Raw genomic sequence first — 17,813 nt, 5'->3', positions numbered from 1 at the left:
GGGAAAGGAATTTAATTATGAAACAAGCTGTTATCGTAGATTGCATTCGTACGCCTATGGGCCGCTCTAAGGCTGGGGTGTTCCGTAATGTACGTGCAGAAACACTCTCTGCCGAATTAATGAAAGGTCTATTACTGCGTAACCCGCAATTAGATCCCAATACGATTGAAGACGTTATTTGGGGCTGCGTGCAGCAAACCCTAGAGCAAGGCTTCAACATTGCCCGTAACGCATCATTGCTGGCAGGTATCCCGAAAACGGCTGGCGCCGTGACAGTGAACCGCCTATGTGGTTCTTCAATGGAAGCCATCCACCAAGCCGCTCGCGCAATTATGACCGGTATGGGCGACACCTTTATCATCGGTGGTGTTGAGCATATGGGCCATGTGCCGATGAACCATGGTGTGGACTTCCACCCCGGTTTAGCCAATAACGTCGCTAAAGCCTCCGGCATGATGGGCTTAACCGCAGAAATGCTCGGCAAGCTCCACGGCATCACCCGTGAGCAGCAGGATGCCTTTGCTGTTCGTTCACACCAACGCGCTTACGCAGCCACAGTTGAAGGCCGTTTTGCCAAGGAAATCTATGGCATCGAAGGCCATGATGCTAACGGTGCACTGATTAAAGTACTGCACGACGAAGTGATTCGCCCAGAAACGACCATGGAATCGTTAGCAGCACTGCGCCCGGTATTCGATCCTGCAAACGGTACTGTGACTGCGGGAACATCATCAGCCTTATCCGACGGCGCTTCGGCCATGTTGATAATGGAAGAATCTAAAGCACGCGCACTTGGCTTACCAATTCGTGCACGTATTCGCTCTATGGCGGTTGCAGGTTGTGATGCGGCAATTATGGGTTACGGCCCAGTACCAGCCACGCAAAAAGCACTTGCTCGCGCCGGTATTACCGTTGCCGACTTAGATGTGATTGAACTGAACGAAGCCTTTGCTGCTCAGTCTTTACCTTGTGTGAAAGATTTAGGTTTAGCAGATGTGGTTGATGACAAAATCAACCTCAACGGCGGCGCAATTGCACTAGGTCACCCACTGGGTTGTTCTGGCGCGCGTATTTCAACGACGCTGATCAACCTGATGGAACACAAAGATGCGACCTTAGGTTTAGCCACTATGTGTATCGGTTTAGGCCAAGGTATTGCAACCGTTTTCGAACGCGTTTAATCCTTAACGATTCTCCCTTCAAAGCCGGACTCAGTTCCGGCTTTTTTATGCAGCTTTAAAATCATTGTGAAATAATGCCACGCTAAAACGTCGATGATAAAGTTGCTAAGCCAAAAACGCTTAAAGTTAGATTATCTCGATTTTATAGCAGCTATAAAAGTCCCGTATTTTTTATGATGAAGAGTTCCCATTCTCAAGCATTTGAGAAAGATTAGGGATCACGAAATAACATTGTTCCACGTGAAACATCTCACTAATCCCGACTCTCGGATAAATAAAATGGAGTAAAACCAATTACCCGTTGCATCACAAAATCAGGCCGCCAACTTGGTTTATCCAAACCACTGGAGTAACATTAGCCAATTCTGTTTAACCGTTCAGTCGAGGTCATATGAACGACGTTTTCTCAACCGCACAACACAAACTGGATGCTCTTGGTTTGCGCTGCCCAGAACCAGTAATGATGGTGCGTAAAACGGTAAGACAAATGGCTCAAGGAGAAACACTGCTTATCATCGCGGATGATCCTGCTACTACCCGTGATATTCCCAGTTTTTGTGAGTTTATGGATCACACACTGATCGCCAGTGAAACCAACCAAACACCCTATCAATATTTGATTAAAAAGGGACTCTAAGTCCCAACATCGACATTAGGATAAGGACATCAGAAATGCCGAAACTAGTTGCTATTGCCTACAAAACCGTAAAACGTGGCCCAATGAAAGAAGTGTTGTGTGCTAATGTCACTCAGCACAGCGGTGTTGAAAAGGATGTATTTGGTCGTCCAGGCAAACGACAAGTGACCGTTCTTTCAGTGCAGCAGTGGCAAGCAGCCTGTCAAAGCATAAATGCGGATTTAGTCTGGACGATTCGCCGCGCCAATCTATTAGTAGATGGATTAAGTTTTAGTCCTGCTGATGTGGGCAAACAATTGCGCATCGGTGATTTAAGCTTAGAAATTACCGGCGAAACCGATCCATGCAGTAAGATGGAAATGGCGCACCCAGGATTAGAATTAGCCCTCACTCCAGATTGGCGTGGCGGCGTAACCTGCCGCGTCCTCAATGACGCAATGATCCATCTCGGTGACCCAGTAACTCGCGACTAAACAACTTCACCTCGGAGAGTAATCCTATTACTCTCCCATTGCCCCCTACGCCAATCATCTAGCAGCCTTCCTCGGTCATTAATTGAAACAGTATTTCCGTTTTCCTTACGGGATATTTGTGCGATAACCTACACAGCATTTACAAATGTTTATCTTATTTGATAACAACCACACCCTAAAATAACGATAACAGGATATAGCATGTTTAGACCTACACTGACCCCGCTTTATATCGCCCTGATGCTTGGCCTTAACTCCCACGCTGTACAGGCAGCAGACGCCCAAAAAACGAGTTGGGACGTCAATGCGCCAGCCAATGCCCCGCTAGAAAAAGTGGCAATAGATGTAACCGAAGGCACTTGGATGAACATCAGTGTCAGTCCAGACGGCAAACATTTAGTATTCGATTTACTCGGTGATATTTATAAAATCCCAGTCACGGGTGGCGAAGCTAAACCATTAGCACAAGGCATAGCCTGGCAAATGCAGCCAGTTTATAGCCCTGATGGTAAACACATCGCCTTTACCTCGGATGCGGATGGTGGTGACAATATTTGGATTATGGATGCCGATGGCAGCAATCCACGCACCGTCACATCAGAAACTTTTCGCTTACTCAACAGCCCAGCGTGGAGCCCTGATTCGCAATATTTAGTGGGTCGTAAACATTTTACCGCCAGTCGTAGTTTAGGTGCCGGCGAAGTCTGGCTCTACCATGTAGCAGGTGGCGAAGGTGTAAAACTCACCGAACGCCCAAATGATGAGAAAGACTTAGGTGAACCCGCCTATTCACCCGATGGTCGCTATATCTATTTCAGTCAAGATGACACCCCAGGAAAAACCTTCCATTATTCCAAAGACTCAGTAAACGGCATCTATAAAATCAAGCGTTACGATACTAAAACAGGTGATATCGAAATTCTGATCGAAGGGACTGGCGGAGCCATTCGCCCAACCCCAAGCCCTGATGGCACCAAACTGGCCTACATCAAGCGTGATGATTTCCAATCATCCTTATATTTGCTTGATTTGAAATCCGGTGAAACCACTAAACTGTTCGGTGATTTAGACCGCGATATGCAAGAGACTTGGGCAATCCATGGTGTTTACCCGACGATGGCATGGACTCCAGACAACAAAGACATCTTCTTCTGGGCTAAGGGCAAAATTAACCGCCTCAACGTTGCTAATAAAACGGTCACCGATATTCCATTTTCTGTAAAAACCCAATTAGACGTTCAGCCTTCAGTACGCTTTAAACAAGATATTGATAAAGATGTATTCGATGTAAAAATGCTGCGAATGGCACAAGTTTCACCGGATGGCAGTAAGGTCGCCTTCGAAGCATTGGGTAAAATCTGGTTGAAGACACTTCCCGATGGCAAGATGTCGCGCTTAACCGAGTTAGATAACAATATCGAAGAACTCTATCCCCAGTGGTCGCGTGATGGCAAAAATATTGTCTTCACAACTTGGAATGACCAAGACCAAGGCACAGTACAAGTGATCAGCGCTAAAGGTGGCAAAGCGAAACAACTTACCACTGAGCCAGGAAAATACGTCGAGCCCACCTTTTCTCCCGATGGCGAACTTGTGGTGTATCGTAAAACCCAAGGCGGCCATCTCACACCTCGAACTTGGTCGCAGGAACCAGGTCTGTACAAGGTCGATTTAAAAACCAAACAAAATAAGAAAATCTCCGCAGAAGGCTATCAAGCACAATTCGGAGCCTCAGCCGATCGCATATTTTTTATGAATAGTGGTGAAGATGACACACCGCAGCTTGCCTCTATTAACTTGGATGGGTTTGATAAGCGCGTTCACTACAGCAGTAAACATGCAACCGAATTTAGAGTCTCACCCGACGGTAAACAGCTCGCCTTTGCCGAGCGCTTTAAAGTTTGGGTGACGCCCTTTGCTAAACATGGTGAAACCGTTGAAATCGGCCCTAACGCCAGCAATCTTCCAGTCACTCAGTTAAGTGTGCGAGCCGGCGAAAGTATCAGTTGGAATAGCAAGAGTAATCAACTCTATTGGACTCTTGGCCCAGAACTGTACCAAGCCGATGTTGATTCGCAGTATCTTAAAAAGAACGCGCAAACTAAGCCAAGCATTATCAATTTAGGCTTTACTGAAAAAGCTGATGTTCCACGTGGAACAGTCGCCTTTGTCGGCGGTAAAGTGATCACCATGGAAAATGACCAAGTCATCGATAAGGGAGTCGTGATCGTCAAAGACAATCATATTGTTGCTGTTGGCGACGCTAACACGGCAATTCCAAAGGATGCACAAGTTATCGATATAAGCGGCAAATCCATTATGCCCGGTTTGTTTGACGCTCACGCCCATGGCGCCCAGGCCGATGATGAAATAGTGCCCCAACAAAACTGGGCGCTCTACTCTGGATTATCCCTAGGCGTGACGACCATCCATGATCCATCGAACGATACCACTGAAATCTTTGCCGCTTCTGAGCAACAAAAAGCTGGTAATATCGTTGGCCCGCGGATTTTCTCCACTGGAACAATTCTCTACGGCGCAAATGCACCCGGATACACCTCGCATATCGACTCACTCGATGATGCAAAATTCCATTTAGAGCGACTCAAAAAAGTTGGTGCCTTTAGCGTTAAGAGCTACAACCAACCGCGTCGCAATCAAAGACAACAGGTTATCGCTGCAGCTCGTGAACTCGAAATGATGGTCGTGCCAGAGGGTGGCAGCTTACTGCAACATAACCTGACCATGGTTGCCGATGGCCATACAACCGTAGAACACTCGTTACCCGTGGCAAATATTTATAACGATATTAAACAGTTCTGGGGCCAAACTAAGGTCGGTTACACTCCAACCTTGGTCGTCGCCTACGGCGGTATTTCGGGTGAAAACTATTGGTATGATAAGACCGATGTGTGGGCCCATCCACGTTTGTCTATGTATGTGCCAAGCGATATTTTGCAGGCTCGCTCTATGCGTCGCCCCCATGCACCAGACGGTCACTACAATCATTTTAACGTTGCTAAAGTGGCGAATGAGTTTAATAAATTAGGCATTCATCCAAATATTGGCGCCCACGGTCAACGTGAGGGTTTAGCCGCCCATTGGGAAATGTGGATGTTCGCCCAAGGCGGCATGAGCAATATGGATGTACTCAAAACTGCGACCATTAACCCAGCCACCACCTTCGGCCTAGAGCATCAACTTGGCTCGATAAAGACAGGTAAGCTTGCAGATTTAATCGTTATTGATGGCGATCCATTAGCGGATATTCGCGTCACAGATAAAGTCACTTATACTATGGTCAATGGTAAGTTGTTTGATGCTGAGTCGATGAACCAACTCAATGGCAGCAAACAACAGCGTAAGCCTTTCTTCTTCGAGAAAATCTAATCTCAACAAGGTGAAATAACAAAAGGCATGTTCCACGTGGAACATGCCTTTTTATTTTGGATTTTTAGCTCAATAAAATAAGTACTTATTTGCCGCCACAGCAAGCATCATAGGCGATGCAATCAACTAGATGATCGTTCACCATTCCCACAGCCTGCATAAAAGCATAACAAATCGTTGGGCCAACAAAGTTAAAGCCGAGTTTTTTTAACGCCTTGGACATTGCCTCAGACTCAGGTGTTTGCACAGGCACCTGCGACATGGAAGTAAACTGATTAACCTTAGGCTTACCACCAACAAAGCTCCACAGAAATTCAGAAAAATCTTTGCCATCCGCAGTGTAGGCTAAATAGCCTTTTGCATTACGAATAATCGAATGGATCTTAAGGCGATTACGCACAATACCTGGATTGTTCATCAACTCTTCAACCTTAGCGTCGTCGAAAGTGGCAATGACTGTCGGCTCAAAATCCGCAAAAGCTTGTTCGTAGTTTTGCTGCTTCTTTAAGATAGTAATCCAAGACAACCCGGCTTGTTGGCCATCTAAACAGAGCTTGGCAAACAACTCCTTCGAATCATAAACTGGGCGTCCCCACACTTTATCGTGGTACTCACGATACAAGGGATCATCGCTGACCCAATTACAGCGGATTTCTTCCATGGCCTATCTACCTTAACGTTTTAACAAAGAAGGTAAAAAATAACCTACATAAGCAGAGATCTACAAGGTATAATCGAAACCATTTTCTATTCAAGCTGACGGCAGTAGACAAGTAGACATGACGACGAAACACGACGTAAAAACATTTCAGGGTTTCATTCTAACCCTACAGGAATATTGGGCGCAGCAAGGCTGTGCAATCGTTCAACCTTTAGATATGGAAGTCGGTGCGGGTACATTCCACCCACAAACTTTCCTACGCTCTCTAGGGCCTGAGCCAATGAGCAGTGCTTATGTGCAGCCATCGCGCCGCCCTACCGACGGCCGTTACGGTGAAAACCCAAACCGTCTGCAGCACTACTACCAATTCCAAGTCGTGTTAAAACCGTCACCGGATAATATCCAAGAACTCTATTTAGGTTCTCTGCAAGCTCTAGGTATTGATACACAAATCCATGATATCCGTTTTGTGGAAGACAACTGGGAATCACCAACGCTAGGCGCTTGGGGTCTAGGTTGGGAAGTCTGGTTAAACGGCATGGAAGTGACTCAGTTTACTTACTTCCAACAAGTCGGCGGCTTAGAGTGTAGCCCTGTCACGGGTGAGATTACCTACGGTTTAGAGCGTCTCGCCATGTATATCCAAGGTGTGGATAGCGTGTACGACCTCGTATGGACCGATGGTCCAATGGGTCGCATCACCTACGGTGATGTGTTCCACCAAAACGAAGTTGAGCAATCGACCTATAACTTTGAGCACGCAGACGTCGACTTTATGTTTGCCCTGTTCGATCAATGCGAAAAAATGTGTCAGCACTTATTGTCGCTTGAAAAACCATTACCTCTGCCAGCCTATGAGCAAGTGATGAAAGCCTCGCACGCCTTCAACCTGCTCGATGCACGCCACGCCATTTCAGTGACTGAACGTCAGCGTTATATCCTGCGCGTTCGTACAATGGCTAAAGCCGTTGCTGAATCCTATTATCAGGCACGCGAAGCGCTTGGCTTCCCAATGTGTAAGTAGAGGTAACACATGAATTTTGAAAACTTACTCATCGAGTTAGGCACCGAAGAACTGCCACCAAAGGCGCTGCGTAAACTGGCTGAGTCTTTCTTAGCGAACTTTACCGAAGAATTAATCAAAGCCGATTTAGCTTTTAAATCAGCTGTTTGGTACGCTGCGCCCCGTCGTCTCGCCATTAATGTGACTGAACTGGCTATTGCTCAAGCGGACAAAATCGTTGAAAAACGCGGCCCAGCTGTGAGTTCAGCTTTTGATGCCGAAGGTAAACCAACGAAAGCCGCAGAAGGCTGGGCACGTGGTAACGGTATTACCGTTGACCAAGCTGAGCGTTTGGTGACCGATAAAGGTGAATGGCTGGTTTATAACGCCAAAGTCGAAGGCGTTGAAACCAAGAGCTTAATCGCAGCGATGGCACAACGTGCGCTGGATAAGTTACCCATTCCTAAGCCAATGCGCTGGGGAAGCAGCAAGACACAATTTATTCGCCCGGTTCACACCGCTACCATGCTGTTAGGCAGTGAGTTAATCGAAGGTGAATTGCTAGGCATTAAATCGGCACGTAATGTTCGTGGTCACCGTTTTATGGGGACAGGCTTCGAACTTGACCATGCAGACAACTACCTGACGCGACTGAAAGAAGAAGGTAAAGTCATCGCCGATTACGAAAGCCGTAAAGCCTTAATCAAAGCCGATGCTGAAAAAGCGGCCGCTAAGATTGGTGGCACCGCCGATATCGAAGACGACCTGCTGGAAGAAGTCACCTCTTTAGTTGAATGGCCAGTCGTGTTAACCGCAAGCTTTGAAGAGAAGTTCTTAAACGTGCCTTCAGAAGCCTTGGTTTATACGATGAAGGGCGATCAGAAATACTTCCCAGTATTCGATGATGCGGGCAAGTTACTGCCAAACTTCATCTTTGTCGCGAACATCGAATCAAAAGATCCGGCGCAAATCATTGCTGGTAATGAGAAAGTGGTTCGTCCACGCTTGGCCGATGCCGAGTTTTTCTTTAATACCGATAAGAAGCACACACTAGAATCACGTTTGCCAAGCCTTGAGACTGTGTTGTTCCAGCAACAGCTCGGCACCTTAAAAGACAAAGTGACTCGTATCTCTGCCCTAGCCGCCTTTATTGCCGAGCAAACTGGCGCTAACGCCGTTGATGCCGCCCGCGCAGGTTTATTGTCTAAAACAGACTTAATGACCAATATGGTGATGGAATTTACCGATACTCAAGGCACTATGGGCATGCATTACGCCCGCCTAGACGGTGAAACTGAAGCCGTAGCCTTGGCCATGGAAGAGCAATATAAGCCAAAGTTTTCTGGCGATACGGTTCCGACAGCAGCAGTATCTTGCGCAGTAGCCTTAGCGGATAAACTCGACACCTTAGTGGGTATCTTCGGTATCGGTCAGGCACCTAAGGGCGCTGCCGACCCATTCGCACTGCGCCGCGCCGCTATCGGTGTGCTACGCATTATCGTTGAGAACAAGCTGCCACTGGACTTAGTGACGCTGATTGCTAAGGCTCAAGAACTCCATGGCACTAACTTAAGCAACGCGAATGCAAGCGATGAAGTGCTTGAGTTCTTAATGGCACGTTTCCGTGCTTGGTACCAAGATAAAGGTATCGATGTTGACGTGATCCTCGCCGTATTAGCACGCCGCCCAACTCGCCCAGCTGATTTTGATAGCCGTATCAATGCGGTATCACACTTCAGAAGCTTAGAAGCTTCTAGCGCACTGGCAGCGGCGAATAAGCGTGTGTCTAACATTCTGGCGAAAGTGGAAGGCGAATTACCTACAGCAATTAATTCGGCTCTGTTAGCCGAAACCGCAGAACAAGCATTAGCCGCTAAGCTTGCCGAACTGCAACCTCAACTCGCTCCGCTGTTTGCAAATGCTGATTACCAACAGGCATTGACACTGCTGTCGAGCTTACGTGAAAGTGTTGACCAGTTCTTCGAAGACGTGATGGTTATGGCGGATGACGAAGCCCTGAAAAACAACCGTTTAGCCCTGCTAAATAACCTACGTGAGCAATTCTTACATGTAGCGGATATTTCTCTGCTTCAGTAAGTCGCACGTTAGGTGCCAATAAAAAACGCGCTGATAGCGCGTTTTTTATTGACTGCAATTTATTAAAATTGCTGGAGTTTTTCATGCAACGCCTCAAATTGAACTTGATCGAGTCCAACCAAGGCTAACAAGTTACTCAGCATGTCTGCAGGCAATTTACCCGCTTGCTGCAGCATCGAAATCTCACTGATGATATTCGCGCGCCAAACCACTGCGGCAATCCCCTCATGCGGCCGGGTATGTACGTGGGCAAGTTTATCCAGTTCAGCTTCAAAAATACTGGGCAACTGCCAATATCTTGCTAATAACGCACTTAAGGTAAGTGATTTGGCCGTCATCACTTGTCGGAATAACCAAGAATTTGGCTGCTCACCAGGCTCTGCTTGCACAAAAGCATCAAGCAACATTTTGAAGATGGCGAGCTTACCCACATCATGCAGTAATCCTAATAGGAATGCGGTGTCCCTATCTTCTTCACTCAGCTCGCTAGTTAAAAAGGCCACCTGCATTGAATGACGCCAAATCTCAGCGCCAAAACGCCGAAAATAAATGGGTTTAATATCTAGCATCTCACGCACTAGGCAGCTAGTCACAAAGCAACGTAACTGTTCACGGCCAAGTTGTACTAAAGCTTGCTGCAAGCTAGTCACTTCCCGCTCGCCACGCTTAAAGGCCGGTGAGTTACACAACTTAAGCACTTCGACACTCAGTAAGGGATCTTGCTCGATTAACGCCAACAAGTCTTTAGTATCAAACTGTGGATCAGCTAACTTACGGTCTAACTCCAATACCTTAGAGGGAAGCTTAAGCACCTTTTCTGCTATCACTTGTGGCGATGCTAAGGCGAGCTCTATTTCAGCCATTACTCGCCGTTCAAGGTTATTAGCAACGCCACCAGCATCTTTGGTTCTGGCGGGGAATAACAAACTATAAAACAGCGCCGCTAAGTCAATACTCATCGAAGTATCACATTGCTCTTCTACACGTTTTTTAGGTAACGCTGTCGTTATAGGTTTGCTGAGATCGGTCTGACTAAAGCTTTTAGGTCGCTCAAGTGTTGCTTGTTCACGGATATTAAAAATTTTGTTGAATATGGACTTAATCAAAATATTCCAACCTATGAAAGCTGTGTTTACTGAGCCAGTATTACATTATCCGTCCATTGTAATTGATATGCTAGAGCAGCCACTATCAGTATTATGTGCAGCTTGAGTATATGTTGCCAAACTTAAGATAAGGTTACCAAGTCGAATTGTTTCACGTGAAACCATAGTCCAATTTAGCTTGATAGCGTGAGCAATTTTAATGGCTGAAATGAGTATGCAACAACTTAACCGCTCGGTGAAAAACAAACATAATGTATAGTGATTAGCACGACTCAAAATTGGAAGGCGCTTATGAAACTCTATATCGGCAATAAAAACTACTCTAGCTGGTCGCTCCGAGCTTGGTTAATGGCTGCGAAATCAGGCGTTAAGTTCGATGAAGTGCTATTACAACTCGATACCGATAGCTTCTACCAGCAACTCCAATCTATTTCACCAACGCTAAAAGTACCAACACTGGTCGATGGTGACATTACCGTTTGGGATTCACTGTCGATTTGTGAATATATCAATGATTGTTATCTTTCAGGCGCTGCATGGCCACAAGAGCCAAAACAAAAAGCCAAAGCTCGTTCCCTCGCCTGTGAAATGCATTCAGGCTTTCATGCCCTGCGAAATGCCCTGCCTATGAATATCCGTGCCCGTCGATATGTCGAGCTTAACCCCGCGGTTCAGCAAGATATTGCTCGGATCGACAGCATTTGGTCTCAGCAAATGACTGAGTTTACCCCATCCAAAAATCAGGGCACTTGGTTATTTGGCCAGTGGTCAATCGCCGATATGATGTTTGCACCAGTGGTAATGCGCTTCTTTACCTATGAGATTGAAGTCTCGCAAGCGAGCCGAGCGTATATGGAATTTATTGTGAGCCAGCCAGAAATGCAGGCTTGGATAACTGCCGCAAAAGCGGAGACTGAAATTGTCAAAGCTGATGAGGCGGGTGTTGATAGGTAATTTTTTGCAAAAGAAAAGGGAAAGCAAAGCTTTCCCTTCTTATCAATCACTTTAGTCTGTAAAAAACGATATTAAACGTTTAGATATTAAACGTCTAAGTTAGCTACGTTCAGCGCGTTGGCTTCAATAAACTCACGACGAGGTTCTACTTGATCGCCCATCAAGCAAGTAAACAATTGGTCTGCGCCGACGGCGTCATCAATGGTCACTTGCAGCATACGCCGTGATTCAGGATCCATTGTGGTTTCCCACAATTGCTCAGGGTTCATCTCACCCAATCCTTTATAACGTTGGATATATAAACCACGTTTAGCTTCAGAAATAGTCCAATCTAGTGCTTCAATGAAGCTACCAACTTCTTTCACTCGGTCGCCACGTTGCACATAACCACCGACTTCAATCAAGCCTTCTAGGGCTGCACCTAACTTAGCAATACGTTGATAATCCATTGATTGGAAGAAGTCATAGCTAAATAGGTAATGCGTGTCGATACCATGTTTACGAATGGTGATCTTTGGCAGATACACTTTACGCTCAGGATCGAGTACAGGCTCACCAGAATACAGCACGCCGCTGTTTTCTAATTCCACCAACTCATGGATAAAGGCGTCTATCCATTCCTTCATCTTAGCTTCATCGGCCAACATCTCATTGCTGATCATTGGGTGGTAAAGCATCCGATTAGTGATATGGGTTGGATAACGTTGCTCTAAACGGGCAACAATCGCTTCTACTTCGCGGTATTGCGTCACTAAACGCTCTAATGGCTCACCCGACATACCTGGCGCACCTTGAGATGGATAAATGCTGGTTCCATCTAACGCTTGAGTGGTCAGATACTGAGTCAGTGCCGCTTCGTCTTTCAGATATTGTTCTTGCTTACCTTTCTTCACTTTGAATAAAGGCGGCTGAGCAATATACACATAACCACGCTCAATCAGTTCAGGCATTTGGCGGAAGAAGAAGGTCAACAGCAAGGTACGAATGTGCGAGCCGTCGACGTCAGCATCCGTCATGATGATAATGTTGTGGTAGCGAGTCTTATCGGGGTTGTATTCATCACGACCAATACCACAGCCAAGTGCGGTGATTAGTGTTGCAACCTCTTGAGAGGAAAGCATTTTATCGAAACGAGCTTTCTCAACGTTTAAGATTTTACCTTTCAGTGGCAGAATCGCTTGATTCTTACGATTGCGTCCCTGCTTAGCACTACCGCCAGCAGAGTCCCCTTCCACTATGTAGATTTCTGAAAGACCAGGGTCTTTCTCTTGGCAATCCGCCAGCTTACCAGGCAAACCACCTAAATCGAGCGCGCCTTTACGACGGGTCATTTCACGGGCTTTACGCGCCGCTTCACGGGCACGAGCCGCATCCACAATCTTACCAACGATTAACTTAGCATCGGCAGGATTTTCAAGCAGATAGTCGTTTAGCTTTTCACCCATGGTTTGTTCAACCGCGGCTTTAACTTCGCTAGACACTAGCTTGTCTTTGGTTTGCGAGCTGAACTTAGGATCGGGCACTTTAACCGAGATAACAGCCGTTAAACCTTCGCGGGCGTCATCGCCAGTCGCGTTGGTTTTGCCTTTCTTGTTATAACCTTCGTTTTCCATGTAGTTGTTGAGGTTACGTGTCAACGCACTACGGAAACCGGCTAAGTGAGTACCACCGTCACGCTGCGGGATGTTGTTGGTAAAACAGAATATGTTTTCTTGGTAACCATCGTTCCACTGCATCGCCACTTCAACGGTAATGCCGTCGTCACGCTCCTGCATAAAGTGGAATACATCTTTGTTTACCGGCGTTTTATTACGGTTCAAGTAATCAACGAATGCGCTGATACCGCCTTCGTATTTAAAGAATTCGTTTTTATTATCACGCTCGTCGACTAAGCGAATCCCCACACCAGAGTTAAGGAACGATAGTTCTCGCACCCGTTTAGCCAGGATTTCAAAGTGAAACTCAACATCACTGAAAGTTTGCTCACTTGGCCAGAAACGGATTTCGGTACCCGTTTTAGTTGCATCACCAATCTCTTTGATTGGCGCATCAGGTACACCATGGGTGTAAAACTGCTCGTGGACTTTACCATCGCGGCGAATGGTTAATTGCAGCTTTTTAGAAAGCGCGTTGACCACCGACACACCCACACCGTGCAGACCACCTGACACTTTATAGGAGTTATCGTCGAATTTACCACCAGCATGCAGTACCGTCATGATAACTTCTGCGGCCGATACACCTTCTTCTTCATGGATAGAGACCGGAATACCACGGCCATCATCCTTAACAGAAACCGAACCATCCACATGGATAGTAATTGTGATATCAGTACAATGGCCCGCTAAGGCTTCATCGATAGAGTTATCGACTACTTCGAACACCATATGATGTAGACCCGTACCGTCGTCGGTGTCACCAATATACATCCCAGGTCTCTTACGTACTGCATCAAGGCCCTTAAGGACCTTAATACTCGAAGAATCGTAACTATTCTCTGACATATTATTCTCTCAATGGTTATTCAATTACCGTTACACGTCCGTGTTCCACATGGAACATCCTACTGGGAGGCGTGTGTAACGAATCGACTATTGCTGCTGGCTCAATGGCGGTCACAAACACTTGTGCACCAGTGTCCACTAGCTGTTTCAGCAATAGCTGCCTATGCTGTGCATCCAACTCGGATGGAAGATCATCCACAAGATAAATACTGTGTTTATCTATTTGTTGTTTGAGCAACTTTCCCTGTGCAATACGCAGTGCACAGACTAATAATTTCAATTGACCACGGGACAGGGCATCCTGCGCCGGCAAAGTGCCTACACGAAGTCTTAAGTCAGCTTTATGGGGACCGCTGACGGTATGACCCGTAGCCAAATCTCTGGGATATTGTGATTCGAGAAGTTGTGCAAAATCCGTTTTGCTATCCCAGCCGCGGGTAAATGAAACCTTAACATTCACCTGCGGTAAAAACTCCTCGATTATACCCTTAAGTAGCTCATTTAACGAGTCTACATAACGGTTTCGTATTTCGGTGACCTGCTCGGTATAACGGACAAACTCCCGATCCCAATATTGGATTTGATCATAGGGAGAATTATTTCTAAGCAATTGATTTCGTTGTTTAAGAACTCGCCTCACATTCGCCCACGCCGTATAAAACTGTGGGTCAGAATGAAAGGCCCCCCAATCAATAAATTGCCTGCGGGATTTTGGACCTTCAAACAATAACGAAAAGCTTTCTGGCGTGATGACTTGTATGGGCAAGGTTTCAGCTAAAGTCGATAGCCGTTTGACCTTTTCGCCGTCAATTTTGACTTCGGTTTCGCCACTGCGAAAACGCCGCAGACCGATTTTACTGTCGCCGCGGGGTAAATTTAAGGTCGCAAACAGGGTTAGTTTGTCTTGGTCATTATTGATGACTCGCTGGGATAAGTGGCTGCGAAACGAACGCCCCATCCCGAGAAAGTAAATCGCCTCAAGAATACTGGTTTTGCCACTGCCATTTTGACCATAGATCAGATTAATCCCTTCACTCGGGCTCAGTTGCGCCAATTGAATATTGCGAAAAGAATCAATATTAAGACGGATAAGGCTCATGCGTTACTCATCAAACCGCATCGACGGCTCTGGCCAAGACTCAGGACTGTTATCATACCGCAATTCACATCCATTAGAGTTAATAAGGCAACAAGGGGTAAGGTCTGAAGACATATACGCCGCTAAAAAGCGGCGTATGGCACTGCGTAGAAATAGGATGACTATAAGCGCATTGGCATAACCACATACATGGAATCTTCTTCCAAGTGGTTTTCCAATAAAGCACTCGAGTTACCATCGATTAAAGTGATACGCACATCATCGGACTTAAGGTTGTTGAGCACGTCCAATAAGTAACTGACGTTGAAACCAATTTCGAGTGGCTGATTGTTGTAATCCACATCGATGATTTCTTCCGCTTCTTCTTGCTCTGGGTTATTAGCGGTGATTTTCAGTAATCCCGCTTCTAACTGAATGCGTACACCACGAAACTTCTCATTCGATAAAATAGAAGCGCGCGTTAAAGCTTGCTTGAAGTGGTTACGGCTGGCGATAACGATTTTATCACCGCCCTTAGGTAACACGCGGCGATAATCGGGGAAGCGACCATCGACTAATTTGCTGGTAAAGACTGTGGTGCTGGTGGTCGCGCGAATCGCATTATCACCAATGGCAATTGCGATATCTAAATCATCGACTTCCAACAAACGCGCCATTTCCATCACGCCTTTACGGGGCACGATCACTTGTTTTTCAGGTAATTGTGCATCTATGGTTCTGTGACTTAAGGCTAAGCGGTGACCGTCGGTAGCAATGGCGCGCAGCACATTACCTTCGGTTTCGAGCAATAAACCATTCAGATAGTAACGAACGTCTTGGTTCGCCATCGAAAACTGGGTCGCATCAATCAACGACTTCAGCACGCCTTGCTTAAGGGTGAATTCGATTTCCGCCTGAAAGGCTTCCACGTTGGGGTATTCTTCTGCGGGCAGGGTTGCCAGCGAGAAACGACTACGGCCAGAGCGTAACAACCACTTGTTATCTTGCTGCTCGACCTTAAGCTCGCTTTGCTCAGGCAAAGATTTAACGATATCTAACAGCTTCTTAGCAGGAACTGTAGTTCGACCTTCTTCGATATCACCATGAATAACCGCCTGACCGACTAACTCAACTTCAAGGTCAGTACCTGTTAATTTGAGTGAGTGACCACTAACTTCTACAAGGAGATTTGCCAAAATAGGCAAGTTATGGCGTCTTTCTACCGCACCACAAACCAATTGAAGCGGCTTTAATAGGGCGTCCCTATCAATTGAAAATTTCATAGTGTCCAAATTCCTTGATTTTAAGAAGATAAGGTTCTAATCAAGTTAGCATAATCTTCTTTAATGTCGTGACTCTCTTCCCGTAGCTGAGCAATCTTACGACAGGCATGTAACACTGTGGTGTGATCTCGACCACCAAAGGCATCACCAATTTCCGGCAAGCTCTGGTTAGTTAATTCTTTGGATAACGCCATGGCCACTTGTCTTGGGCGCGCAACACTGCGCGAACGACGCTTAGACAACATATCAGCCATCTTGATTTTGTAGTATTCAGCTACGGTTTTCTGAATGTTGTCTATAGTGACTAATTTTTCCTGCAGTGCCAAGAGGTCACGTAGTGCTTCACGCACAAAATCAATCGTTATTGGGCGACCGGTAAAGTTAGCGTTGGCGATCACGCGGTTTAACGCCCCTTCTAACTCGCGTACGTTTGAACGTAAGCGCTTAGCAATAAAAAAGGCCACTTCATCAGGCAGGTTAATACCGCTCTCTTGCGCTTTGCGCATCAAAATTGCCACGCGAGTTTCAAGCTCTGGCGGTTCAATAGCAACTGTTAAGCCCCAACCAAAGCGGGATTTTAATCTGTCCTCTACCCCGTCGATCTCTTTTGGATAACGATCCGATGTCAGGATGATCTGATGGTTACCTTCAAGCAGTGCGTTAAAGGTATGGAAAAATTCTTCTTGGGATCGGTCTTTATTGGCAAAAAATTGAATATCGTCGATAAACAGTGCATCGACACTGCGGTAATAGCGTTTGAATTCTTCGATCGCATTGTTTTGCAGCGCTTTGACCATGTCTTGCACAAAACGCTCGGAATGCATATAAACCACTTTAGCATTGGGATTATTTTTAATGATCCCGTTACCGACAGCGTGCAACAAGTGAGTCTTACCTAGACCAGTTCCACCATATAAGAATAGTGGGTTATATGCACCGCCTGGATTTTCAGCTACTTGCAATGCAGCCGCTTTACCAAGTTGGTTTGACTTACCCTCAACGAAGTTATCGAATTGATAAGTTGGATTGATATTGCTGCGATGGTTAGTGTTAGTCACAGGCTCGGTGGTATTAAATGATGTACCAACAGAAGCCTTAGTTTGGGGATTGGGTACGCGCACTGCTGCGACGGGCGCAGGTTCTGGCTTTTTCGCGGACGGACGACTACCGATATCGAAGCGTAGCTTAGGCGCATCATTACCCATTTGCTCAGTAAAAAACTGATTAATGATATTGATGTACTTATCCCTAACCCAATCGAGCACGAAGCGGTTAGGCGCATATAACACCAAAGTATCTCCATCCATTTCGGCTTGTAACGGTCTGATCCACATACTGAACTGCTGAGCAGAAAGCTCATCTTGCAGTCTTCCGATACATTGTTGCCAAAGTGAAACCGCCACTAAGTTATCCCCAAAAGATCATCAAAAAGAGGTGTATTCTATA

The 17,813-nt window shown here is 46.2% G+C and carries 13 protein-coding genes; 7 read left to right on the top strand and 6 right to left on the bottom strand.

What is annotated here, in order from left to right:
• Window positions 1-17: 17 nt before the first annotated feature.
• The 4 genes from fadA to CEQ32_RS16330 all read left to right on the top strand — a co-directional run bounded on the left by fadA (window position 18) and on the right by CEQ32_RS16330 (window position 5,681).
• Entirely contained in the window at window positions 18-1,181 is a 1,164-nt protein-coding gene (gene fadA / locus CEQ32_RS16345; RefSeq protein ID WP_037429364.1) for an acetyl-CoA C-acyltransferase FadA, read from the top strand.
• Between the two features lie 391 nt (window positions 1,182-1,572).
• Window positions 1,573-1,818: a sulfurtransferase TusA gene (tusA, locus tag CEQ32_RS16340; protein ID WP_023266036.1), complete on the top strand. Its 246-nt coding sequence runs from the start codon at window positions 1,573-1,575 to the stop codon at window positions 1,816-1,818.
• A gap of 35 nt (window positions 1,819-1,853) precedes the next feature.
• Window positions 1,854-2,291, top strand: a complete 438-nt coding sequence (locus CEQ32_RS16335) for an MOSC domain-containing protein (protein WP_088586449.1) — start codon at window positions 1,854-1,856, stop codon at window positions 2,289-2,291.
• Window positions 2,292-2,492: 201 nt separating this feature from the next.
• Window positions 2,493-5,681, top strand: a complete 3,189-nt coding sequence (locus CEQ32_RS16330; RefSeq protein WP_088586448.1) for an amidohydrolase family protein — start codon at window positions 2,493-2,495, stop codon at window positions 5,679-5,681.
• 85 nt (window positions 5,682-5,766) lie between these two features.
• Here CEQ32_RS16330 and CEQ32_RS16325 read toward each other — a convergent pair whose 3' ends face one another.
• Entirely contained in the window at window positions 5,767-6,342 is a 576-nt protein-coding gene (locus CEQ32_RS16325; RefSeq protein WP_055647932.1) for a DNA-3-methyladenine glycosylase I, read from the bottom strand.
• A 118-nt stretch (window positions 6,343-6,460) separates the two neighbouring features.
• On the opposite strand from CEQ32_RS16325, the gene glyQ reads away from it, so the two are divergent.
• Window positions 6,461-7,366: a glycine--tRNA ligase subunit alpha gene (glyQ, locus tag CEQ32_RS16320; protein WP_011070431.1), complete on the top strand. Its 906-nt coding sequence runs from the start codon at window positions 6,461-6,463 to the stop codon at window positions 7,364-7,366.
• Between the two features lie 9 nt (window positions 7,367-7,375).
• Window positions 7,376-9,442 carry a glycine--tRNA ligase subunit beta gene (gene glyS, locus CEQ32_RS16315; protein WP_088586447.1) on the top strand — a complete coding sequence of 689 codons (2,067 nt, stop codon included), beginning with the start codon at window positions 7,376-7,378 and terminating at the stop codon, window positions 9,440-9,442.
• 62 nt (window positions 9,443-9,504) lie between these two features.
• Here glyS and CEQ32_RS16310 read toward each other — a convergent pair whose 3' ends face one another.
• A complete protein-coding gene (locus tag CEQ32_RS16310; protein ID WP_088586446.1) occupies window positions 9,505-10,548 on the bottom strand; it encodes an HDOD domain-containing protein in 1,044 nt (347 codons plus the stop codon).
• Window positions 10,549-10,839: 291 nt separating this feature from the next.
• Here CEQ32_RS16310 and CEQ32_RS16305 point away from each other — a divergent pair, with 291 nt between their 5' ends.
• Window positions 10,840-11,502 (top strand): glutathione S-transferase family protein, encoded by a 663-nt coding sequence (locus tag CEQ32_RS16305; protein WP_088586445.1) that lies wholly within the window; start codon window positions 10,840-10,842, stop codon window positions 11,500-11,502.
• A gap of 86 nt (window positions 11,503-11,588) precedes the next feature.
• On the opposite strand, the gene gyrB is transcribed toward CEQ32_RS16305, so the two are convergent.
• The 4 genes from gyrB to dnaA form a co-directional block, all read right to left on the bottom strand.
• On the bottom strand, window positions 11,589-14,006 hold the full coding sequence (gyrB, locus tag CEQ32_RS16300) for a DNA topoisomerase (ATP-hydrolyzing) subunit B (RefSeq protein ID WP_088586444.1): 2,418 nt from the start codon (window positions 14,004-14,006) through the stop codon (window positions 11,589-11,591).
• Between the two features lie 16 nt (window positions 14,007-14,022).
• Entirely contained in the window at window positions 14,023-15,105 is a 1,083-nt protein-coding gene (gene recF / locus CEQ32_RS16295) for a DNA replication/repair protein RecF (protein WP_055647930.1), read from the bottom strand.
• 161 nt (window positions 15,106-15,266) lie between these two features.
• On the bottom strand, window positions 15,267-16,367 hold the full coding sequence (dnaN, locus tag CEQ32_RS16290) for a DNA polymerase III subunit beta (protein WP_088586443.1): 1,101 nt from the start codon (window positions 16,365-16,367) through the stop codon (window positions 15,267-15,269).
• Between the two features lie 20 nt (window positions 16,368-16,387).
• On the bottom strand, window positions 16,388-17,770 hold the full coding sequence (gene dnaA, locus CEQ32_RS16285) for a chromosomal replication initiator protein DnaA (RefSeq protein WP_037413464.1): 1,383 nt from the start codon (window positions 17,768-17,770) through the stop codon (window positions 16,388-16,390).
• Between the last annotated feature and the right edge of the window lie 43 nt (window positions 17,771-17,813).

The organism is Shewanella sp. FDAARGOS_354 (genome assembly GCF_002209245.2).
Classification (GTDB): domain Bacteria; phylum Pseudomonadota; class Gammaproteobacteria; order Enterobacterales; family Shewanellaceae; genus Shewanella; species Shewanella xiamenensis.
Note: the sequence above shows the minus strand (reverse complement) of the source record. Positions and strands in the feature narration are given on the sequence as shown.